Annotated in this window: 13 protein-coding genes; 5 read left to right on the top strand and 8 right to left on the bottom strand. The window is 69.1% G+C overall.

Annotated features, from left to right (window positions below; genetic code table 11):
- Nucleotides 1-32 precede the first annotated feature (32 nt).
- Nucleotides 33-1,007: an adenosylcobinamide-phosphate synthase CbiB gene (cbiB, locus tag CH341_RS13980; protein WP_111419631.1), complete on the top strand. Its 975-nt coding sequence runs from the start codon at nt 33-35 to the stop codon at nt 1,005-1,007.
- A 34-nt stretch (nt 1,008-1,041) separates the two neighbouring features.
- On the opposite strand, the gene CH341_RS13975 is transcribed toward cbiB, so the two are convergent.
- The 4 genes from CH341_RS13975 to CH341_RS13960 all read right to left on the bottom strand — a co-directional run bounded on the left by CH341_RS13975 (nt 1,042) and on the right by CH341_RS13960 (nt 13,997).
- The gene (locus CH341_RS13975; RefSeq protein ID WP_111419630.1) at nt 1,042-2,088 is read right to left on the bottom strand and encodes a tRNA-dihydrouridine synthase; all 1,047 of its coding nucleotides are present in this window, start codon (nt 2,086-2,088) and stop codon (nt 1,042-1,044) included.
- Between the two features lie 163 nt (nt 2,089-2,251).
- Nucleotides 2,252-2,890 (bottom strand): trimeric intracellular cation channel family protein, encoded by a 639-nt coding sequence (locus tag CH341_RS13970; RefSeq protein ID WP_111419629.1) that lies wholly within the window; start codon nt 2,888-2,890, stop codon nt 2,252-2,254.
- Nucleotides 2,891-3,062: 172 nt separating this feature from the next.
- The gene (locus CH341_RS13965; protein WP_111419628.1) at nt 3,063-5,075 is read right to left on the bottom strand and encodes an O-linked N-acetylglucosamine transferase, SPINDLY family protein; all 2,013 of its coding nucleotides are present in this window, start codon (nt 5,073-5,075) and stop codon (nt 3,063-3,065) included.
- A 108-nt stretch (nt 5,076-5,183) separates the two neighbouring features.
- A complete protein-coding gene (locus tag CH341_RS13960) occupies nt 5,184-13,997 on the bottom strand; it encodes a beta strand repeat-containing protein (RefSeq protein ID WP_146604474.1) in 8,814 nt (2,937 codons plus the stop codon).
- Between the two features lie 400 nt (nt 13,998-14,397).
- Between CH341_RS13960 and CH341_RS13955 the strand changes: the two genes are divergently transcribed.
- Nucleotides 14,398-14,583 carry a hypothetical protein gene (locus CH341_RS13955; RefSeq protein WP_111419626.1) on the top strand — a complete coding sequence of 62 codons (186 nt, stop codon included), beginning with the start codon at nt 14,398-14,400 and terminating at the stop codon, nt 14,581-14,583.
- A 68-nt stretch (nt 14,584-14,651) separates the two neighbouring features.
- Here the strand turns inward: CH341_RS13955 and CH341_RS13950 are convergent, their stop codons facing one another.
- A complete protein-coding gene (locus CH341_RS13950) occupies nt 14,652-15,551 on the bottom strand; it encodes a LysR family transcriptional regulator (RefSeq protein ID WP_111419625.1) in 900 nt (299 codons plus the stop codon).
- Nucleotides 15,552-15,852: 301 nt separating this feature from the next.
- Between CH341_RS13950 and CH341_RS13945 the strand changes: the two genes are divergently transcribed.
- Nucleotides 15,853-17,016 carry a mandelate racemase/muconate lactonizing enzyme family protein gene (locus CH341_RS13945; RefSeq protein WP_111419624.1) on the top strand — a complete coding sequence of 388 codons (1,164 nt, stop codon included), beginning with the start codon at nt 15,853-15,855 and terminating at the stop codon, nt 17,014-17,016.
- Nucleotides 17,017-17,207: 191 nt separating this feature from the next.
- Here CH341_RS13945 and CH341_RS13940 read toward each other — a convergent pair whose 3' ends face one another.
- Nucleotides 17,208-17,744 (bottom strand): PIN domain-containing protein, encoded by a 537-nt coding sequence (locus CH341_RS13940; protein ID WP_483475687.1) that lies wholly within the window; start codon nt 17,742-17,744, stop codon nt 17,208-17,210.
- Nucleotides 17,713-18,786: an XRE family transcriptional regulator gene (locus CH341_RS13935; RefSeq protein ID WP_111419622.1), complete on the bottom strand. Its 1,074-nt coding sequence runs from the start codon at nt 18,784-18,786 to the stop codon at nt 17,713-17,715. The genes CH341_RS13940 and CH341_RS13935 overlap by 32 nt, the downstream gene beginning before the upstream one ends.
- Between CH341_RS13935 and CH341_RS36310 the strand changes: the two genes are divergently transcribed.
- Together CH341_RS36310 and CH341_RS13925 are read left to right on the top strand one after the other, a co-directional pair.
- A complete protein-coding gene (locus CH341_RS36310; RefSeq protein WP_342635015.1) occupies nt 18,785-19,063 on the top strand; it encodes a DUF2188 domain-containing protein in 279 nt (92 codons plus the stop codon). The genes CH341_RS13935 and CH341_RS36310 overlap by 2 nt on opposite strands.
- 80 nt (nt 19,064-19,143) lie before the next feature.
- Entirely contained in the window at nt 19,144-20,178 is a 1,035-nt protein-coding gene (locus tag CH341_RS13925; protein WP_111419620.1) for a hypothetical protein, read from the top strand.
- A 75-nt stretch (nt 20,179-20,253) separates the two neighbouring features.
- Here CH341_RS13925 and CH341_RS13920 read toward each other — a convergent pair.
- Nucleotides 20,254-20,433, bottom strand: a 180-nt coding sequence (locus tag CH341_RS13920; protein WP_146604473.1) for a transposase, incomplete at its 5' end; no start/stop codon positions are given.

The following is a 20,433-nucleotide window of genomic DNA, read 5'->3' as shown; positions in this document are numbered from 1 at the left end:
CGCCGCGGCGCCGCGGCGCGACCGAGGGCGTGATGCTGGACGTTTCGGACCGTCTCGTCGTTCTGGTGCTGGCCGCCGCGCTGGAGGCGGCGTTCGCCTATCCGGACGCGCTGTTCCGGGCGATCGGCCATCCGGTGTCGTGGATCGGCGCGCTGATCGCGACGCTCGACCGCCGTCTCAACCGGGCGGAGTGGCCGGACGCTTCCCGCCGCGTCGCGGGCTTCGCGACGGTGGGCGTGCTGCTCGCCGTGAGCGTGTCGGCCGGGCTCGTGCTGGAGATGCCGGCCCGCGCCACGGCGCCGCTCGGGCTGGTCCTGATCGTGGTCGCGGCCGCCGTGCTGATCGCCGGCGGCAGCCTCGACCGGCATGTCGGGGCGGTCGCCGGCGCGCTCGCGGCCGAGGGCCTCGCCGGCGGGCGGCGCGAGGTGCAAAAGATCGTCGGCCGCGACCCGGCGACGCTGGACGAGGCGGCGGTCGCCCGCGCCGCCATCGAGAGCCTGGCCGAGAACGCCTCGGACGGCGTCACGGCGCCGGCCGTCTGGTTCCTGGTCGGCGGCCTGCCCGGCATGCTGGCCTACAAGGCGATCAACACGGCCGACAGCATGATCGGCCACAGGACGGCGCGCCACGGCGCCTTCGGCTTCGCGGCGGCGCGGCTCGACGACCTCGTCAACCTGCCGGCCTCGCGGCTCACCGGGCTGATGCTGGTGGCGGCCGCCGCGATCGTGCCCGGCGCCTCGGCCCGCGGCGCCTGGACGGCGCTGCGCCGCGACGCCCGAAAGCACACGTCGCCGAACGCCGGCTGGCCCGAGGCCGCCATGGCGGGCGCACTCGGCCTGCGCCTCGCCGGCCCGCGCGTCTATGCCGGCACAAAAGTCGACGCCGCCTGGATGGGCGATGGCCGTGCCGACGCGACCGCCGCCGACGTGTTTCGGGCGCTGTGGCTCTATCGCGTCGCGTTCGGCGGGACGGCGGTGCTGCTCGGCGCGGTGGCGCTGGCGATGTGATCAGCCGCGGCGACGCGGCCGACCTTCGCCGCCGTCAATGCGGGACGTAGCGCTTCCAGTCGTCCTGGCGCAGCGGCATCTCGGCGAAGGTCTTGCGGGCGTCGGCGGCGCGGCCGATCAGGCCTTGGGCCGTCACCTCCTTGCGGGCCAGATAGGCCTCGAACTCGGCGAGCGCGTCGGACAGCACCGGAAAGCCGCGCAGCATCACGGCCGAGGCCATCTCCACGGCGCAGGCGCCGGCCAGCATCATGCGGGCGATGTCGAGGCCGGTCTGCGCGCCGTTGGTGGCGATCAGCGGCGTTCCGGGCCCGAGCCTCGCGCGCGACAGCGCCAGCCACTGGCAGGTGAGCGGCAGGTTCCAGTGCCCTCCGACGCCCAGCGTCGTCCCGAGCATCGGTTCGAAGGTCTCGACGTCCGGGATCAGCCCGAGCGAGCGGCCCGCCATGATCACGGCCTCGCCGCCCGCCGCGACGGCGGCGGCCGCCAGCTCCGGCACCCGCTCGCTCTGGCCGGTGATCTTGATCCACAGCGGGATTTTTATGGCGGCCCGCACGGCCGACACGATGGTGGTGATGCGCGCCGGGTCGAGCTCGGTCGAGACCGCGCCCTTGGCGGCCTGGCTCGCATAGGGCGTGCCGATGTTCAGCTCCAGCACCCGCACGCCGGCCTGCTCGATCCGGCGCGCCATGGCGACGGCCGGCTCCAGCTCGGCCAGGATCAGGCTCGCCACCGCGTAGGCGTCGAAGGCCTTCGCCTCGCGGTCCAGCATCGCGGTCTGCTCCAGCCACGCCTCGAACGGCTGCGGCGACAGGCCGGAGCGGCAGGCGACGAAGGCGTGCGGCGGTGCGCTCGCGTCCCACGGGATCGGCCGCCAGCGGTCGTCCAGCACCATGTACTCGGCGCACTGGAGCTGGTGCCGCGCCGCCTGCGACTCGTTGGTCGACTTCACCACCACGGCGCCGACGCCGGCGCGCAGCGCGCGGCGCACGCCGTCGGCGTCGATCAGATGCTCGGCCGATCCGGCGATCAGCGGGTTTTTCAACGCGACCCGCCCCACCGATGTTCTCAGAGCGTCGCCCATGCTGTCTCCCCGCCGTCGGTTTCGTTCGCGAGAACAAAACACGTTTCGGCCATGATAGCGCTCGGGTGACGCCGAGGAAAGGCGAGCTGTTCAACATACGACGCGATCGTGTTTCGCATACGCGAACAGTTGGCGCGGCCGCGGCCGCAGCGGCGCCGGCGGCTCACCGGCGTGGATCGTGCGGCAGGCCGGGGCGGGACCGGTAGCGCGGCAGCGACCAGCCGTAGCGCAGCGCCGCGGCCCGGATGAGCAGGCCGACGACGAAGCCGGCCGCGATCGCCGCCTCGCGCGGCACGCCAATCGCGCCCAGGGCGACGAAGGCGGCGGCTCCCGCGAGGGCCGCGGAGGCGTAGATCTCACGACTGAGGATCACCGGGACCTCGCCCCCGAGAAGGTCGCGGATGATGCCGCCGAACGTCGCCGTGATGACGCCCATCGCCATGGCGACCGTGGCCCCGACTCCGGTCTCCATGGCCTTCTCGGTTCCGGCGACAGCGAACAGCGCGAGGCCGACGGCATCCAGCCACAGCAGGTAGCGGTAGCGCGACTGCGGCACATGCGCGGTGAAGAACGCGACGAGGGCGACGACCACGCAGGTGATCAGATAGGCGGGCTCGCGCACCCAGAAGACCGGCACGTCCAGCAGGACGTCGCGGACGGTTCCGCCGCCGATCCCGGTGACGGTGGCGAGGACGGCGAAGCCGACCACGTCCATCTCCTTGCGCGACGCGACCAGCGCTCCCGTCAGCGCGAAGACGACGATCCCGAGCCAGTCGAGAACCTGCGTCGCCGTCTGGACCATGGGAACGTCTCCGGGAGTCGCGAGCGGGGCTCGTGCGGGGGCACGATCGCGCCGGCGCACGGCGTCCGAGACTTCCGCGAATCCGTCGTGATTTGCAACGTGTCGGGCGCGAGCCGCGACGCAGACTGCCGCGGCTCGGGACGCCGGCTCCGGTCCCGGGCCCCCTCCCCCGTCAGCCGCCGGCTCGCAGGGCGGCGAAGCGATCGCACGGGGGGATCGGCCGGACGGCGTCGCGGCGGGCGAGGCGCTCGGCCCACCAGCCGTGATAGTCGGCGATGGTCTGCACCTCGGTCGCCTCGTGGTCGACGGCGAGGCCGAGCTCGAGGCAGACGTCGAGGTTCGCGAGATCGGGCCGCGGCAGCGTGCCGGCCTGAAAGGCCTGCCACATCTGCCCGTAGAGCCCCTCCAGCTCGCGCACCAGCCGCGGCGTGTCGAACAGCGTGCAGGTGTCGCGGCCGGCCCGGATGCGCTCGCGATACGCGGCGAGGGCGGCACGGTCGCGGCCGAGCGCGATGCCGCGGGCGACGAACGCCTCGGCCGTGGTGCAGACCAGATCCGGCACGCCGGCGGCCCGCACCAGGCTGCCGCACACCCGCGACGCGAAGGCGCGGCCCGCATAGGTGAGCACCGGCACGCCCATCCACAGCGCATCGGAGGCGGTGGTGTGGGCGCCGTAGGGCGTCGAGTCGAGGAACAGGTCGGCGAGCGGATAGCGCGCCATGTGGTCGGGATTCGCCATCTTGGGGGCGAACACCAGCCGCTCGGGCGCGACGCCGCGCCGGCGGGCATGGGCCTTCAGCCGCTCGTGCACGGTCTCGTGGCCGCTGAGCAGCCACAGCACGCTGCCGGGCACGCCGTCCAGGATGGAGAGCCAGCGGTCGAAGGTGAAGCGCGTCAGCTTGTGGGTGCCGTTGAACGAGCAGAACACCGTGGCGTCGTCGGGCAGACCCGCCTCGGCCCGGGTCGGCACGCGCTCCGAGACGACGCGCTTGCGGTTGTTGGGCTGGTAACAGGGCAGCCGCAGCACCGCCTCGGAGTAATAGATCTCGTGGCTCGGCGGAACGACGAAGTCGTCGGCGACGACGTAGTGGTGATACGGGCTCGCCATGGTGCCCGGATAGCCGAGCCAGTTGACGATCACGGGCGCCGGCCGGATCGCGAACAGCCGGGTGCGGGCGTCGCGCGTATAGCCGTTGACGTCGACCAGAATCTGGATGCCGTCCTCGGCGATCCGGCGCGCCGCCGCGGCGTCGTCCATCTGGCTGATCGAGACGAAGCGATCGGCCGAGGCCTTGAACTGCTCGTGCATGGCGTCGCTCGCCGGCACGCCGCAGTAATAGGCCGAGACCTCGACCGCGGTGCGGTCGTGCAGCCCGAACACCTCGGCCATCAGATGGCCGACCGCGTGCTCGCGCAGATCCGACGACACGTAGCCGATGCGCAGCGGCCCGGTCGCGTCGCGGGCCCGCGGCCATTCGGTCATCACGCCGGCCGGCGTGCCGACGTCGGTCTTGTTGTAGTGCCAGGCGCTGCCGAGAAGGAACAGCGGATCGTCCGTGTAGGCGGCGGCCGACAGCGGCGACATGCCGCTCGCCAGCGTCTCGCGGCCGACCCGCTCCCACGGCGCCACCACGGGCCACTCGCACTGGCGCTGCCGGGCCGCGACATAGTGCTGCGCCACCTCGCGCTGATGGCCGTCGATGTCGAGACTCTGGCGCAGCACGTCCTCGGCGGCGGCGTCCTGGTTGACGGCCTCCAGCGCGCGGGCCGCCTGGTTCAGCGCCGTGGTCTTGTAGGAGATGTTGGTGCCGGTGATCGCGGCGAGCTTCTCGGTCACGGCGAGCCACTGGGTGACGGCGTCGCCGATCGCGCCGGTGCGCTCGTGAATGCGGCCGACATTGATGTAGGCCGGCATGAACTCCGGATTGAGCGCGATGGCGCGGCGCAGGCAGTCGCCCGCCTGGGCGAGATCGCCGGACTCGGTCAGCAGCACCGAATAGTTGAACAGCACCGCATAGAGCAGCGGATCCTCCGGATTGCCCTGGATCCAGCCCGCATAGAGGCTCTCGGCGGCGCGGTGCTGGCCGCTCTGCTTGAGCGTCTCGGAGGCCCTGATCAGGTCCATCACCCCGAAGGCCGAGCCCGGGAGCGGAACGGCGGCGGGCGATGCGAGGGCGTCGGTCATGTCTGGTCTCTTCGGCTGGGCGCGGCGCGAGGCCGCTCGGCGACACGATTCGGAAACACACCGGACGACGGACTTCCGGCTTGTTTCCGGATGTGACGCCGCGTCTCGTCAGGTCAGGGCGGCGTTCAGGGCGGCGAGCTGCTCGTCCGACATGCTGGCTAGTTGAGTCGTGGTCAGCGCGTCAATTTGCGTCGCATTGAAGGCCTCGATCTGCTCGACCGACAGGAGGTCGAAGAACGTCTCGGTGAGCAGCGCCATGGTGGTCGTGGTGAGACCGCTGAGCTGCACGGCGGAGAGCTGCGACATCGTCGTCTGGTCGAGGCTGCCGAGCGCCTGCGCCGAGATGCCGGAGACCTGGGTCGCGGTCAGCGCGGCGAACTGGGTGGCCGACAGCTCCTCCAGCTCGGTGACGGTGAGCGAGCCGACCTGCGTCTCGGTCAGCGAGGCGATCTGGGTGGTCGAGAGCGCGGCGAGCTGCGCGGCGCTGAGCGTGCGCAGCTGCATGCGCACCAGGCCGGCGAGCTGCGTCACCGTCATGGCCTGGATGTCGGTGGCGTCCAGATAGCCGATCGCCGTGGTCGACAGCGAGCCGATCTGGGTCGAGGTGAGGCCGCTGATCTGCGTCACCGTCAGGGCGTCGATCTGCGCCTCGGTGAGGCCCGTGATGGCGACGGCCGAGAGGTGGCCGATGTCGCTCGCCGTCAGCTCGCCGACCTGGGTGACGCTCAGCGCCGACACCTGGGCCGCGGTGAGGCCGCTGATCTCGGTCGCGGTCAGGAGATTGATCTGGGTGGTGGTGAGGCCGGCGATCTGGGTCGTCGTCAGGCCGGCGATGCCGGTCGCCGAGATGCTGGAGAACTGCGTCGTCGTCAGCGCGGCGAACTGCGTGGTCGTGAGCCCCGTGATGGCCGTGCTGGTGAGCGCCGCCATCTCGGTGGCGGTGAGCGCCGCGAGCTGGGTGACGGTCAGGTCGGCCACCTGCGTGGCGGTGAGGCCGGTGACGCCGGTGGTCGAGAGGCTGGCGAGCTGGGTGGTGGTCAGCGCCTCGATCTGGGTCGCGGTCAGCGCCCCGACCTGGGTGCTGGCGAGGCCGGCGATCTCGGTGGTGGTCAGCAGGCCGATCTGCGTCGTCGTCAGCGAGGCGACCTGGGCCGCCGTCAGGGCCGCGACCTGGGTGGGGATGAGGCTGCGGAACTGCGTCTCGGTGAGGCTGGCCAGCTCGGTCGCGGTCAGGCTGGAGATCGCCGCGGTCGAGAGCGCGCCGATCTGGGTCGTGGTCAGCGTCTCGATCTGAGTGGTGGTCAGCGAGGTGATCTGGGTGGCCGTGAGGCCGCCGATGCCGGTCTTGGACAGGCTGGCGAGCTGGGTGGTGCTCAACGCCGCGAGCTGGGTGGTGCTCAGCGCCGCCACGCCCGTGTCGGTGAGGCCGGCGACCTGGGTCGTGGTCAGGGTGCCGAGCTGGCCGTTCGTCAGGTCGGCGACCTGCGTGGTGGTCAGCGCGCCGATCTGGGTCGCGGTGAGGCTGGTGAGCTGCGTCGTCGTGAAGGCGGCGATCTCGGTCGCGGTCAGCCCCTTCACGGCCGTGGTGGAGAGGCTGGCGATCTGGGCCGTGGTCAGCGCCGCGATCTGGGTGGTCGAGAGGCTCGCCACCTGGGTCGAGGTCAGGCCCGCCACCGCCGTGGTGGTCAGCGCCGCGACCTGCTTGGTGCCGAGCGCCGCGAGCTGGGCCGTGGTCAGGGCGCCGACCTCGGTCTTCGTGAGGCCGGCGAGCTGCGTCGTGGTCAGCACGCCGATCTGGCTGGTGGTGAGGCTCGCCACCTGGGTGGTGCCGAGCGCACCGATCTGGGTCGCGGTGAGCGCCGCGAGCTGGGTGCTGCCGAGCGCGGCGAGCTCGGCCGTGGTGAGGCCGGCGACCGCCGTGGTCGACAGCGCCGCGATCTGGGTCTCGTCGAGGCCGGCGAGCTGCGTCGTCGTCAGCGCCGCCGCCTGGGTCGAGGTCAGGCCGCCGATCGCCGTGGTGGTGAGCTGGTCGAGCTGCGTGTCTGTCAGGCCGGCGAGCTGCGTCGTGGTCAGGGCGCCGACCTGGGTGGAGGTCAGGGCGGCGAGCTGGCGCGTGCCGAGCGCCTCGAACTCGGTGGCGGTCAGGCCGCGGATGCCGGTGGTGGACAGGCCGGCGATCTGGGTCGTGGTCAGCGAGGCGACCTGGGTGGTGGTCAGCGACGCGACCTGGCTGTCGGTGAGGCCGGCGATCGCCGTGACCGTGAGGCTCGACACCTGCCGGGTGGAGAGCGCGGCAAGCTGGGCGGTCGACAGCGCCGCCACCTCGGTGGCGGTGAGGCCCTTGAGCTGGGTCGTCGTCAGCGCCGCGATCTGGGTCTCGGTGAGGCTCGCCACCTGGGTGGTGGTGAAGTTGGCGATCTCGGTCGCCGTCAGGGCGCCGAGCTGGGTGGTGCTCAGCGCCGTGATCTCGGTCGCGGTGAGGCCCTGGACGGCCGTCGTGGTGAGGGCCGAAATCTGCGTCGTGGTGAGGACGGCGAGCTGCGCGGTCGAGAGCGCGGCGACCTGGGTGCCGGTGAGCCCCTTCACGGCCGTGGTCGTCAGCGCCTCGATCTGGCCGGTGGTCAGCGCGGCGATCTGGGTGACGTCGAGGGCGCCGATCTCGGTCGCCGTCAGGGCCGCCACCTGGGTGGTGCTCAGCGCCGCGATCTGGGTGCGGGTGAGGCCGTCGATGGCGGCCGTCGAGAGCGCCGCCACCTGGGTGGTGGTGAGCGCGGCGAGCTGGGCCGTGCTCAGCGCGGCGAGCTGGGTGTCGGTGAGGCCGCCGACCTGGGTCGCCGTCAGGGCCGCGGTCTGGGTGGTCGTCAGGGCGGCGATCTGGGTGGTGGTCAGCGCCCCGACCTCGGTGGCGGTCAGGCCCCTGAGCTGCGTCGTCGTCAGCGCCGCGATCTGGGCCTCGGAGAGGGCGCGGACCTGGGTGGTCGAGAGCGCGCTCAAAGCCGTGGCCGTCAGGGCACCGAGCTGGGTCGTGCTCAGCGCCTGGATCTCGCTGGTGGTCAGCCCGGCGGCCGCCGTGGTGGTGAGCACGGCGAGCTGCGCCGAGGTGAGCGCGGCGAGCTGGGCCGTCGTCAGCGCCCCGATCTGGGTCGCCGACAGCGCCTTCACCTGGGTGGTGGTGAGGGCGGCGACCTGGGTGGCCGTGAAAGCGGCGATCTGGGTCTCGTCGAGCGAGGCGATCTGGGTCGCGGTGAGGGCCACCACCTGGGTGGTGCTCAGGGAGGCGAGGTCGCCCGTCTCCAGCCCGTCGAGCCCATCGGTGCCCAGCGCGGCGATCTGGGCGGGGGTCAGCAACGCGAACTGCGCCGCGGTGAGCGCCTCGACCTGCGTGTCGGTCAGGCCGGAGAGCTGCGTCGTGGTGAGGGCGGAGAGCTGCGTCGCCGAGAGCGAGGCGAGCTCCGTCCTGGTCAGGCCGGCGATCGCCGAGGTGGTCAGGGCCGAGAACTGGGTCGTCGTCATCGCCGCGAGCTGGGTCGTGCTCATCGCCGCGACCTGCGTCGCGGTCAGACCCTTGATCTCGGTGGTGGTCAGCCGGGAGACCTGGTCGGTCGACAGCGCCGCGATCTGGGTGTCCTTCAGGGCCGCGACCTGGGTCGCGGTCAGCGACGACACCTGGGTGGTCGTCAGCGCCGCGACGGCCGTGACGGAGAGGCCGGCCAGCGCCGTGGTCGACAGCGCCGCGATCTGGGTCTCGTTCAGCACGCCGAGCTGCGTCGTCGTCAGCGCCTTGACCTCGGTCGAGGTCAGGCCGGCGATCTGGGTGGCGCCGAGCGCAGCGAGCTGGCTGGTCGAGAGCGCGCCGACCTGCGTGGTGGTGAGCCAGCCGATCTCGGTGGCGGTGAGGCTCGCCGCCTGGGTGGTCTTCAGCGCCGCGATCTGGGTGGCGGAGAGCGCCGTGACCTGGGTCTCGTCGAGGGCGGCGAGCTGGGTCTTGGTGAGCGCCTGGATCTGGCTGGTCGACAGCGTGGCGACGCCGGTCGCGGTCAGCCCGGCGAGGCCCGTGGTGCTCAGCGCCGCGACCTGGGAGGTCGACAGCGCCGCCACCTGGGTGACGGTCAGGGCGCCGACCTGGGTCTCGGCGAAGCCCGCGATGGTGGTCGCGGTGAGGACGCCGAGCTGGCTCGCGGTCAGCGCCGCCACCTGGGTCGAGGCGAGCGCACCGACCTGGGTCGCGGTGAGGACGGACACCTGCGAGGTGGTCAGCGCCGCCACCTCGGCCGTGGTGAGGCCGCCGATCGCCGTGGTCTGCAGGGCCGCCACCTGGGTGGTGGTGAGCGCGGCGATCTGGGTGGTCGAGAAGGCCGCCATCTGGGCTTCGAGCAGGCCGGCGATCGCCGTCTCGGTGATGGCGCGAAGCTGCGCCGTGGTGAGCGAGGCGATCTCGGTGCTGGTGAGGCCGGAGACCGCGGTGGCGCTCAACGCCTCGATCTGCGTCGTCGAGAGCGCGGCGAGCTGGGTGCTCGACAGCGCCGCCATCTGGGTGTCGGTCAGGCCCTGCAGCTCGGTGGTGGTGAGGGCGGCGATCTGGGTCGCCGACAGCGCCGCCACCTGGGCCGTGCCGAGGGCGGCGAACTGCGTCGAGGTCAGCGCGGCGAGCTGGGTCGTGGTCAGGGCCGCGAAGGCGTCGGCGTCGAGGTCGCCGAGGCTCGAGGCCGAGAAGGCGGCGAGCTGGGTCGACGACATCACGGCGAGCTGGGTCGCCGAGAACGCGTCGATCTGGTCGGCCGTGAGCCCCTTGATCTGGGTGGTGGTGAGGGCCGACACCTGCGCCGTGGTCAGCGCCGCGACCTGGGTCGTGGTGAGCGCGCCGATCTCGGTCGAGGACAGGCCGCGCAGCTGCGTCGTGGTGAGCGCGGCGAGCTGGCTCGCCGACAGCGCGGCGATCTGGGTCGTCTTCATCGCCCCGAGCTGGGTCGAGGTCAGCGCCGCGAGCTGGGCGCTGCTCAGGGCCGCCAGGTCCGTGGTGCCGAGGCCGGTGATCGCCTTGGTCGACAGGCTGGCGATCTGGGTGGTGGAGAGCGCCGCGATCTGGGTCTCGTCGAGAGCGGCGACCTCGGTCGAGGTCAGCCCCTTGATGCCCGTGGTGGTGAGGGCGGCGAGCTGGGTCGCCGACAGCGCGGCGATCTGGGTGTCCTCGAGATTGCCGACCTGGGTCGAGGTCAGCGCCGCGACCTGGGTGGTGGTCAGCGCGCCGATCGCCTCGGTGGTGAGGGCGGCCAGTGCCGTGGTCGTCATCGCCGCCACCTGGGTGGTGGTGAGCGAGGCGATCTGGGTCGTCGAAAGCGACGCCGCGTCGCTGGTCTCCAGCCCCTTGACGGCGGTGGCGGTGAGCGCCGCGATCTGGGTGGTCGTGAGCGCCGCGAGCTGGGTCGAGGTCAGCGCCCCGACCTCGGTCGAGGTCAGGCCCTTGAGCTGCGTCGTCGTCAGTGTCGCGAGCTGCGTGGTGGTCAGCGACGCCACCTGGGTGGTGGTCAGCGCGCCGAGCTCGGTCGAGGTCATGCCGCCGAGCTGGCTCGCCGACAGGGCGACGATCTGCTCGGTCTTCAGGCCTTTCACCTGGGTCGTGGTCAGCGCCGCGAGCTGGGTGCTCGACAGCGCGACGAGCTGGGTGGTGGTCAGCGCGCCGACGCCCGTGCTGGTCAGGCCCTTGATCTGGGTCGTGGTGATCGAGGCGAGCTGGGTCGCCGTCAGCGCGGCGACCGCCGTGGTGGTGAGCGCCGAGAACTCGGTCGCGGTCAGCGCCTCGAACTGCTTGGTGGTCAGCGCGACCAGCTGGGTCTCGGTGAGGCCGGCGACGGTCGTGGTGGTCAGCGCCGCGATCTGGGCCGTGGTGACGGCGGCGAGCTGGTCGAGCGACAGCGCCGCGATCTCGGTCTTGGTCAGGCCCTTCACCTGGGTGGTGGACAGCACCGCGATCTGGGTGGTCGACAGGGCCGCGATCTGCCCCTCGTCGAGGGCGCCGATGCCGGTTGCTGAGAGGCCGCGGATCTGCGTGGTGGTCAGCGCCGCGATCTGGTCTTCCGACAGATAGCCGATCTGGGTCGTGGTCAGTCCGCCGAGCTCGGTCGCGGTCAGCGCGGCGAGGCGCGTGCCGGTGAGAAGGCCGATCTGCTCCTCGGTCAGCCCCTTGATCTGGCCGGTGGTGAGGACGCCGAGCTGCGTCGTGGTCAGCGCCGCGAGCTGCGTCTCGCCGAGTGCCCCGATGGTGGTGCTGGACAGCGCCTTGATCTGGGTCGTCGTCAGGGTCGCGATCTGGCCGGTGCCGAGCGCCGTGACCGTGGTGGTGGTCAGCGCCGTGACCTGGGCGGCGGTGAGCGACTGCAGCTGCTTGGTATTGAGCCCGGCGATCTGCGCCTCGGTCAGGCCGGCGATGGCCGTGGTGGTGAAGGCGGCGATCTGGGTGGTGCCGAGCGCGCCGACCTGGGTCTCGGTCAGCGCCGCGATCTCGGTCCTGGTGAAGCCCTTGATCTGGGTGACGGTCAGCGCGGCGACCTGGGTCGTGGTCAGCGCCTGGAGCTGCTCGGTCGAGAACGCCGCGATCGCCGTGGCGGTGAGCCCGACCACCTGGGTGGTGGTGAACGCCGCCACCTGCTCGGTCGAGAACATGCCGATCTGGGTGGTGGTGAGGCCGGCGAGCTCGGTCTGGGTGAGCGCGGCGAGCCGCGTCCCGGTCAGCTCGGCGATCAGGTCGCCGGTGAGGCCCTTGATCTGGGTCGTCGTCAGCGCGGCGAGCTGGGTGGTGCTCAGAAGGTCGAACTGGGTCGTGTCCAGGGCGCCGATGGCCGTGCTGGTGAGGCCACGGAGCTGCGTCGTGGTCAGCAGCGCGATCTCGGTCGCGGTCAGCGCGTCGACCTGGGTCGAGCCCAGCGCCGAGAGCTGGGTCGAGGTCAGCGCCGCGAGCTGGGTGGTGCCGAGCGCCGCGATCTGGGTGTCGGTGAGGCCGGTGATCGCGGTCGTGGTCAGGGCCGCGACCTGGGTGGTCGACAGCGCCGCGAGCTGGGCCGTGCTCAGGCCGCCGATCTCGGTGCTGACCAGGCCCTTGATCTGGGTGGTCGAGAGCGCCGCCAGCACCGTCGTCGACAGCACCGCGACCTGGTCGGCCGACAGAGCACCGATCGCCGCGGCGGTGAGCCCCGCCACCTGGGTGACGGCGAGCGCCGCGATCTGGTCGGTGCCGAGATAGCCGATCTGGGTTGCGGTGAGGCCGCTCACCACGGTCGAGGTCAGGGCCGCGAGCCGCGTCCCGGTCAGCGTCTCCAGGAGATCGCGCGACAGGCCCTTGACCTGCGTCGCGGTGAGGCCGGCGATCTGGGTGGTGGTCAGCGCCGAGAACTGCTCGACGCTCAGCGTGCCGATGTCGGTCGAGGTGAGGCCGGCGAGCTGGGTCGCCGTGAGGGCGGCGATCTGGTCGGCCGACAGGGCGTCGACCGCCGTGGTGGACAGCGCCCCGATCTGGGCCGCGCCGAGCGCCGCGAGCTGCGTCGGCTCCAGCGACAGCACCTGGTCGGCGCTCAGGGCCGCCACCGCGGCCGACGACAGCGCCGCGATCTGGGTGGCCGAGAAGGCGTCGATCGCGGTCGTCGACAGGGCGCCGATCTGGGTCGCGGTCAGGCCGGCGATCTGCGTTTTCGTCAGGCTGGCGAACTGGGTCGCGGTCATCGCCTCGAGCTGGCTCGAGGTCAGCCCGGAGACGCCGCTCGCCGTCATGCCGGCGAGCTGGGCGGTGGTCAGCGCGGCGATCTGGGTGGTCGAGAGCCAGCCGATCTGGGTCTTGGTGAGGCCGGAGACCTGGGTCGCGCTCAGCGCCGCGAGCTGGTCGTCGCCGAGCGCGTCGATCTGGTCCTCCGTGAGGCCCTTGATCTGGGTCGCGGTGAGCGCGCCGAACCGGGTCGCGTCGAGCGCGTCGAGCTGGGTCGTGCTCAGGCTGCCCAGCGCCGTCGCGGTGAGGCCCTGCACCTGGGTGGTGGTGAGGGCGGCGAGCTGGGTGGTCGCCAGGCCCTCGGCCGCCGTCGCCGTCAGCGCGGCGAGCTGGGTCGTGGTCAGGGCCGCCACCTGGTCGAGCGTGAGCGACGCCACCTGGGTGGCGGCGAGGCCCTTCACGGCCGCGGCCGACAGCGCCGCGACCTGGGTCGACGACAGCGAAGCGAGCTGGGTCGGCTCCAGCGAGGCGAGCTGGGTGCTGGTCAGCCCCTTGATCTGGGTGGTGGAGAGCGCCGACACCTGCTCGGTGGTCAGCGCGTCGAGCTGCGTGGTGGTGAGGAGCGCGATGTCGGTCGCGGTCAGCTTGGCGAGCTGGGCCGTGCTCAGGTCGGCGATCTGGGTCGTCGAGAGGACGGCGAGCTGGGTCTTGGTCAGGGCGTCGAGCTGGGCGGCGCTGAGCGAGGCGAGCTGGGTGCCGGTCAGCGAGGCGACCAGCGTGGTGGTCAGCGCCGCCACCTGCTTGGTCGTCAGCGCGGCGATCTGCGCCTCGGTCATGTCCTCGAACTGGTCGAGCGTGAGGGCGGCGATCTGGGTGGTGGCGAGGCCTGAGATCTGCGTCGTGGTCAGCGACGCGATGTCCTCGTCGTCGAAGGCCTGGATCTGGGCGCCGCTGAGCACGGCGAGCTGGGTGACCGTGAAGGAGAGCTGGTCCGGCGTCAGCGCCGTGATCTGCGACGTGGTCAGCGCCTTCATCTGGGTGGTCGACAGGCCGGCGAGCTGCGAGGCGCTGAGCTCGGTGATCTCGGTCGTCGTGAAGGCGGCGATCTGGGTCGACTTGAGGCCGTCGATGTCGGTGTCGGTGAGCGACTCGATCTCGTCCTTGGTCAGGGTCGCGATCTGCGTGACCGTGTAGGACCAGACTGCCGAGACCGACGAAATGCTGCTCACGTGATCCACCCGGACGGTTCGCGGGCAGACCGATGCGAGACCTCGCCGAGCGGGCACGAGCCCGATCCACCCCCGACTTATACGCGCGGCGCGGCGTCTCCGGATCGGCAAATTTTGCCGTATTCTCCGACCCTTGGCCGATGCGCCGCAGGACCCGGGTTGGCGGTCTGCGGCGCCCCGGACCCGGCCATTCCGGCGGCCGATCGAGGCGGCCCAGGCCTATCCTTATGCGCAAATACCACGCGATGATGCAACCTATGCGCGCATTCGCGCAGCCTCCGAGGCTCCGGAAATTGCCGCATCAGTAATCATTCTGATGGAATTTTAAGCGTTCGCCACGATGTCTTCGTCGTCTGGTCAAGAAGCCTGTGCAGAATCCCCTGCTCCTCGGGAGGACGACATGACCGATTGCAATTATCGCGGGTACCGCATCGTCACCAAGCACGGCGAGACGTGGTGCGCCGAGATCTACGCGCCCGGCACCTACGGTGTCGTCGAGACCGTCAGCAGCCGGCAGCCGGACGAGCGCGCCGTGATCCTGATGGCCCAGGCCCGCATCGACCAGGACTGCCCCCGCCACTGCTGATCATCGCGCCCGGCCGGTGCCGGGCTGCGAGCCCGGCCGCGCGGCCGCGGCAGAGGTGCGCGGCACCGTCAGGCGCCGCTCGAGGCCCGCCACAGCGCGTCGGCCGCCGTGTTGCGGCAGTCGGGCGACCGGACCAGCCTGATCTCGATCGGAATGTCGAGCTCGACCGATCCGGCGCGGACGAGGCGTCCCTGATCGATGTCGTCCTGCGCCAGCATCTGCGGCAGCCAGGCGACGCCGTGGCCCTCGCGCGCCATCGTCAGCAGCGTGGCGGCGAGATGCGACGTGAACCCGGTCTCCATGGGCGCGGCGGCCTCGCGCGTCGCCCGATGGCCGGAGACGATGCGGCCGAGGCCGGACGCCCGGCTGTAGGCGAGAAGCCGCGCCGGCCGACCCGCGGCCGCGGGCAGCGGCCACGCCGGCCGGCCATCGGCGGCGGGCGCGCAGAGCGGCACCAGCACATCGTCGCCGACCCGGGCACTCTCGAACCGCTCCGGCTCGAAGCGGGTCGGCGCGTCCGGGTGGACATGGCAGAGCAGAAAGTGCACCTCGCCGGCGAGCATCACCTGCTCGCACGCCGCCATGCTGTCCGACAGCAGGTTGAGCGTGCCCAATGACTCGAACCGCAGGTGCCGCCTGATCCACGACGGAAAGAACGTGAACGACAGCGCGTGCGTCGCGGCGATCGACAGCGTCGCCATGCCGCGCTCGCCGACGTCGCGCGTCTCGCGCCGCGCCTTCTCCAGGTCGCGAAGCATCGTCTCGACCGTCGGCCGCAGGTGGCGCCCCGCCGGCGTGAGCGTCACGCCGCCCGTCCCGCGCGAGAACAGCGGCGTTCCGACCCACGCCTCGAGCGCCCGGATGCGCCGGCTGAAGGCCGGCTGGGAGAGATGCCGCGCATCGGCGGCCCGCGAAAAATTCCGCTGCTCCGCCAGCTCCAGAAAGTCTCTCAGCCAGTCGGAATCCATGATGCGGCTCGCGCATGATCCATGATGCGCTTCGCGCATGGGGCGATCCGATCTTGGCATTGGCCAGGAAAGCGATTCAAGCCTAGCAGGACGGTGAGATCTCGATCTCGGTCGTTCCGGGGCCGGCCGAAGGCCGGAGCCCGGAACCCATAACCCCTGTGCGTCCGAAACAATTCAGACCGGGGTTATGGATTCCGGACAGCCGCTTCGCGGCTTCCGGAATGACGAGGAGGGGATGCTTCAACAACTACAGGGCTGCGCCCATTCCCCCACCGCCCCTTCCGCACCGAGGAGAACCGGCATGCGCATCGTCGACGTCCGCGAGGTCACCAAGCCGATCGCCTCGCCCATCCGCAACGCCTATATCGACTTCTCCAAGATGACGGCGAGCCTCGTCGCGGTGGTGACCGACGTGGTGCGCGACGGCCGCCGTGTCGTCGGCTACGGCTTCAACTCCAACGGCCGCTACGGCCAGGGCGGACTGATCCGCGAACGGTTTCGCGACCGTCTGCTCGGCGCCGATCCGAACAGCGTGCTGAACGCGGCCGGCGACAATCTCGATCCGCACAAGCTGTGGGCCGCCATGATGACCAACGAGAAGCCCGGCGGCCACGGCGAGCGTTCGGTCGCGGTCGGCACCCTCGACATGGCGATCTGGGACGCCACCGCGAAGATCGCCGGACAGCCGCTGTTTCGGATGCTGGCCGAGCAGAAGGGCCGCGTCGCCGATCCACGCGTCTTCGTCTACGCGGCGGGCGGCTATTATTATCCGGGCAAGGACCACACCGCCCTGCGGGCCGAGATGCGCGGTTATCTCGATCGCGGCTACACGGTGGTGAAGATGAAGATCGGCGGCGCGCCGATCGGCGAGGACAAGGCCCGCATCGAGGCGGTGCTGAGCGAGATCGGCAGCGAGGCGCAGCTCGCCGTCGATGCCAACGGCCGCTTCGACCTGGAGACCGGCATCGCTTACGCCAAGATGCTGCGGCAGTATCCGCTGTTCTGGTACGAGGAGGTCGGCGATCCGCTCGACTACGCGCTGCAGGCCGCGCTCTCGGAGTTCTACCCCGGCCCGATGGCGACCGGCGAGAACCTGTTCTCCCATCAGGACGCCCGCAACCTGCTGCGCTACGGCGGCATGCGGCCGGACCGCGACTGGCTGCAGTTCGACTGCGCCCTCTCCTACGGCCTCGTCGAGTATCTGCGCACGCTCGACGTCCTGCATCAGCTCGGCTGGTCGCCGTCCCGCTGCATCCCGCACGGCGGCCACCAGATGTCGCTCAACATCGCGGCCGGCCTCGGCCTGGGCGGCAACGAGAGCTATCCGGACCTGTTCCAGCCCTATGGCGGCTTCCCGGACAGCGTGCGTGTCGAGAACGGCCACATCGTCATGCCCGACCTCCCCGGCATCGGCTTCGAGGGCAAGTCGGACCTGATCAAGGTGATGCGCGAGCTGGCGGAGTAGAGGGAGGGGGTGGCGGTGGGAGACCTGAGCGGCGCGAGACGACGCGGAAGCGGTGGGTGAGACGGAGTGGAGCGTCGAGCGGTTCAGCGCATAGGGTGTGTTAGCGCCGAAGGCGCGTACCCCCCCGCTCGGCGCCACTTGTGAGGGACTGCGGCGGGTTACGGCGCTCCGCGCCTAACCCACCCTACGCGCTACCTCAACAATCTCAAACGCGATGTGATCAGGTTTGCTGGCACGAAGTTCAACGGGTCGTCGCGCCAAATCTCAAGGCATTTCGCGAGGTCGTGGGGGTGGACGCTTCCGTTCTGCTGAAGCTGGTCAACGACCCACAACACGCCATGAGACTCGATATTGAACTGGGTGGCTGTCGTCTTAAGCGCGGCATCGCCCGTCAGAAGAATAGATGCTTCGAAACACTCCGCGAGCGCGAGCGAGAAGCAGTCTTCGAGAGAGAGTTTCCCGTAGCTCAAACGTAGCGAACTGGCTCGGGTGACCTGTTCGGGCGTGAGGTCTATCACCTCGAATCCTTCCGCCTGCAAGAATTCCCAGTCTTGTGCAGAAAAGTCTAAAAGCTCGTTTTCCTTAATGGGGAGAGGAACGACAAAACGATAAGGTAACGCAAGCATAGGCTCTATAATAGATCCCTTGCGCAGGTCGATAAGACACGACGCATCGTTTATGACAACCCGAAGGGGCTCACTGGGGGCCCTTGAACTGCTGCTCGACATACGCGAGAGGCTTTCTTAACAGGGCTGCCGCCTTGGTTGGCGGAATCAACCCTTCTGCCAAAGCGCGGAACACGTATCCCTCGAATCGTTGCGGGATTTCAAGCGCAACGAAGCCCTCACGCTCAGTAAGCGGCGCAGGCTCTTCCTTCAACCACTTGCGTATACGTGGATTGCGGAACAGGTTCTTGTAATTTTGCTCTGAGATGATGCCCAGATCGCGAAGGCGCGACAAGAGGGCCATCATGGAAACACCATAGATGTGCTTAAGCCGTACAAGCTCCTGGAATGCGAAAGAACTTCGCTCCTTGCCTACTTCATTCTCAAGGTGCTCAGCAGGGATGAGAAATGCGGCCGCAAACCGGTCCATTGCTTTTTCGACTTTCCCGGTATGAACTTCCTTGATTGCCGAGTGCGCCAGCTCATGAGCTAGGGTGAACCTGTCCCGCTCCACGTTGAAGGAATTGATGACAATCACGGGAACGTCTGGCCGGTCACCGCCGCGTTTGACGTGGCAAGTGACCCCCGAGAACCCGTCAGGAAGGTTGATCTTCAGGACACGGATGTTCCGCTCCTCAAGGAGGGCGGTCATGCTGGGAATGGGATCGCCCCCCAGATCCCAACGTTTCCGCAGGCTCCTGGCTTCCTTCTCGGCCTCCGCCGGTTCTTGGAGAATCGCATGGGGGATAGTTTCGAGAGTCCTGGATTGATCCGGCAGGTCCAAAATCTTTTCGATCGCTAAATAGCGTTCGACATGATCGATAACCTCGGTTTCCACCAACGCACGCTCCTGGTCCGTGGTGCTGGCCCGTTTCCGGAACTCGATACCGTCCAGCCCGGCTACCTGACCTTGCAGCAGAAAATCGAGAGACACGCCGAGAGCTTTTCCCAGTTCTACCAGTATACTGGAACTGGGCATCATTTTACCGTTTTCATATTTGTTGATAGCTTGGGCTGAAATCTTGCTTTCGAGCCGTTCTGAAAGCGCCGCAAGCGATAGACCTGCGCGCCGTCGGGCAAGTCTGAGCCTGTCGCCGAATGCCATGGTGGTGCTCTCCCGTCCTCGGTTGACAATTGCACTTCTGTGCGTTATTCATCAACACCCGGTTGATGATATGGCAGCGATGCGGCCTCATCAACCCCCGGAACGGAAAAATGATCAAATGACCGGTAAAAATCAGTACGTGGTGCCTCATGGCAGCCACTGGGGCGTAGGTGGTGAGGGGAATTCCCGGCTCACCCGCGTTTTCGACACCCAACAGGAAGCGATCGAGAGGGCCAAGCGCATCGCCCAGCACGAAGGCGCCGAGCTGCGAATTTAGGGTAGCGGTGGCAAGTTTCGGGAGGCGTGGAGCTACGGCAACCACCCGTGCCCGCAGAAAGGCTGACGGGAGAGGCGCTCATGTCCAGCCAATTCCTGCCCGTTCCCTGGCAGCGAAATCTCAGGAAAATTCCTCAGCACGTCCAGGCCAAGCTGGCGGCTGCACCGACCACGGCGCAGTTCGTGGCCGGCGTGGTCAAGCTTGTGAAGGTCGAGGCCCTGGCTCGCGGCGAACTGCGTCACCTCGGCATGGGCGTCATCAACGGCGCCGTGACTTTCTCTGCTCGCATAGTGCCGGACGAGAACGTCGGGCCGTTCTCGAAGAAGAACCGAAATGGGTGGGACGTGGTCCGCCGGGACCTGCCGATGATCACCCGATCTTTCGGGGTCGAAACCCCTAATTTTGGTGACTGGGCCTATGGGTCTCACACGGTTTGGCTCGATCGCGAGGTCTATCAGCGCGACTACGTCGATCCGCCGGAGTTCGCCTTTCACATCGAGAAGCTGAAAGAGCGCTCGGCTGGTGAGGTCGTGTTCAAGGTAATCGTGGACCTCACCTTAGACCGTGCGGCTCCAGATTTCGAAGACACCCTCTTCTTCGCGCTTAACTTTCTGCAAGAAAACCTCGGCGCGGCCGACATCCTCCCGAGTGACGCCGACACCACTGACTTGCTCTCGACATTGACCCTTGATTGGGAAATTTTCCCGCCTGGAACGATAGACGAGGTCGGACGTCGCGCAGTTAGCGGTCTGCGCCGCCCGACCCCGGGGCAAGAGAAGACGGTCAAGGCGCGTTTAGCGCTGTTCAAGAAGTTAAATCCTGTTCGTTACGTCCAGGGCCGTGGGGGCCTGAGTCACTACATCGGCGCTTTGTTTGCGGACGATTTGATCGTTTTTGAAAACACCCGTTATGGCAACGCCTTGTACGTACTATATGATGGGTGCAACGCTATTTCGAAGCGCTCCAGGATCGATCTCCTAAGATGCCGCGATGTGCCCTTCCACAGGTTCGTTCATGGTCCTGACTGGGAGAAGCGGTTTTCAGCCCATATTCGCGCTGAGAAGCGTAAGCGTGGACTCCGCAACGAAGAAAGTTCGCTCTTCGATCTCGCCTGACTTTAAACGAGGGAGTAGAAAGTCCCTCGCGCGAGGGATCGAAGCCCGGCGGGCGGAGACGCCTAGGGTCGGGACTCAATTGAGCCACCAGGCAACAGTGGCGGCGATGATGGCGCCGGCGAGGAAGTTTCTGGCGAGCTCGTCGTATCGGGTCGCAACGCGGCGGAAGTCCTTGAGCCGCGAGAACATCCGCTCGATGCGATTGCGCCGTCGATAGGCGATGCGATCGTAGGGGATCGGCTGCTTGCGGCTGGT

This window comes from Rhodoplanes roseus, from assembly GCF_003258865.1.
Classification (GTDB): domain Bacteria; phylum Pseudomonadota; class Alphaproteobacteria; order Rhizobiales; family Xanthobacteraceae; genus Rhodoplanes; species Rhodoplanes roseus.
The sequence above is the reverse complement of the archived record's forward strand: the minus strand, read 5'-3'. Positions and strand labels throughout refer to the sequence as shown.

What these genes read in the sequence shown, in the direction of transcription:
- CH341_RS13940 (WP_483475687.1), bottom strand. Translation starts at nt 17,744, where the DNA reads ATGTCGAGCAGCAGTTCAAGGGCCCCCAGTGAGCCCCTTCGGGTTGTC.
- CH341_RS13955 (WP_111419626.1), top strand. Translation starts at nt 14,398, where the DNA reads ATGACCGATTGCAATTATCGCGGGTACCGCATCGTCACCAAGCACGGC.
- CH341_RS13950 (WP_111419625.1), bottom strand. Translation starts at nt 15,551, where the DNA reads ATGGATTCCGACTGGCTGAGAGACTTTCTGGAGCTGGCGGAGCAGCGG.
- CH341_RS13965 (WP_111419628.1), bottom strand. Translation starts at nt 5,075, where the DNA reads ATGACCGACGCCCTCGCATCGCCCGCCGCCGTTCCGCTCCCGGGCTCG.
- CH341_RS13970 (WP_111419629.1), bottom strand. Translation starts at nt 2,890, where the DNA reads ATGGTCCAGACGGCGACGCAGGTTCTCGACTGGCTCGGGATCGTCGTC.
- CH341_RS13975 (WP_111419630.1), bottom strand. Translation starts at nt 2,088, where the DNA reads ATGGGCGACGCTCTGAGAACATCGGTGGGGCGGGTCGCGTTGAAAAAC.
- CH341_RS13935 (WP_111419622.1), bottom strand. Translation starts at nt 18,786, where the DNA reads ATGGCATTCGGCGACAGGCTCAGACTTGCCCGACGGCGCGCAGGTCTA.
- CH341_RS13945 (WP_111419624.1), top strand. Translation starts at nt 15,853, where the DNA reads ATGCGCATCGTCGACGTCCGCGAGGTCACCAAGCCGATCGCCTCGCCC.
- cbiB (WP_111419631.1), top strand. Translation starts at nt 33, where the DNA reads ATGCTGGACGTTTCGGACCGTCTCGTCGTTCTGGTGCTGGCCGCCGCG.
- CH341_RS13925 (WP_111419620.1), top strand. Translation starts at nt 19,144, where the DNA reads ATGTCCAGCCAATTCCTGCCCGTTCCCTGGCAGCGAAATCTCAGGAAA.
- CH341_RS36310 (WP_342635015.1), top strand. Translation starts at nt 18,785, where the DNA reads ATGGTGGTGCTCTCCCGTCCTCGGTTGACAATTGCACTTCTGTGCGTT.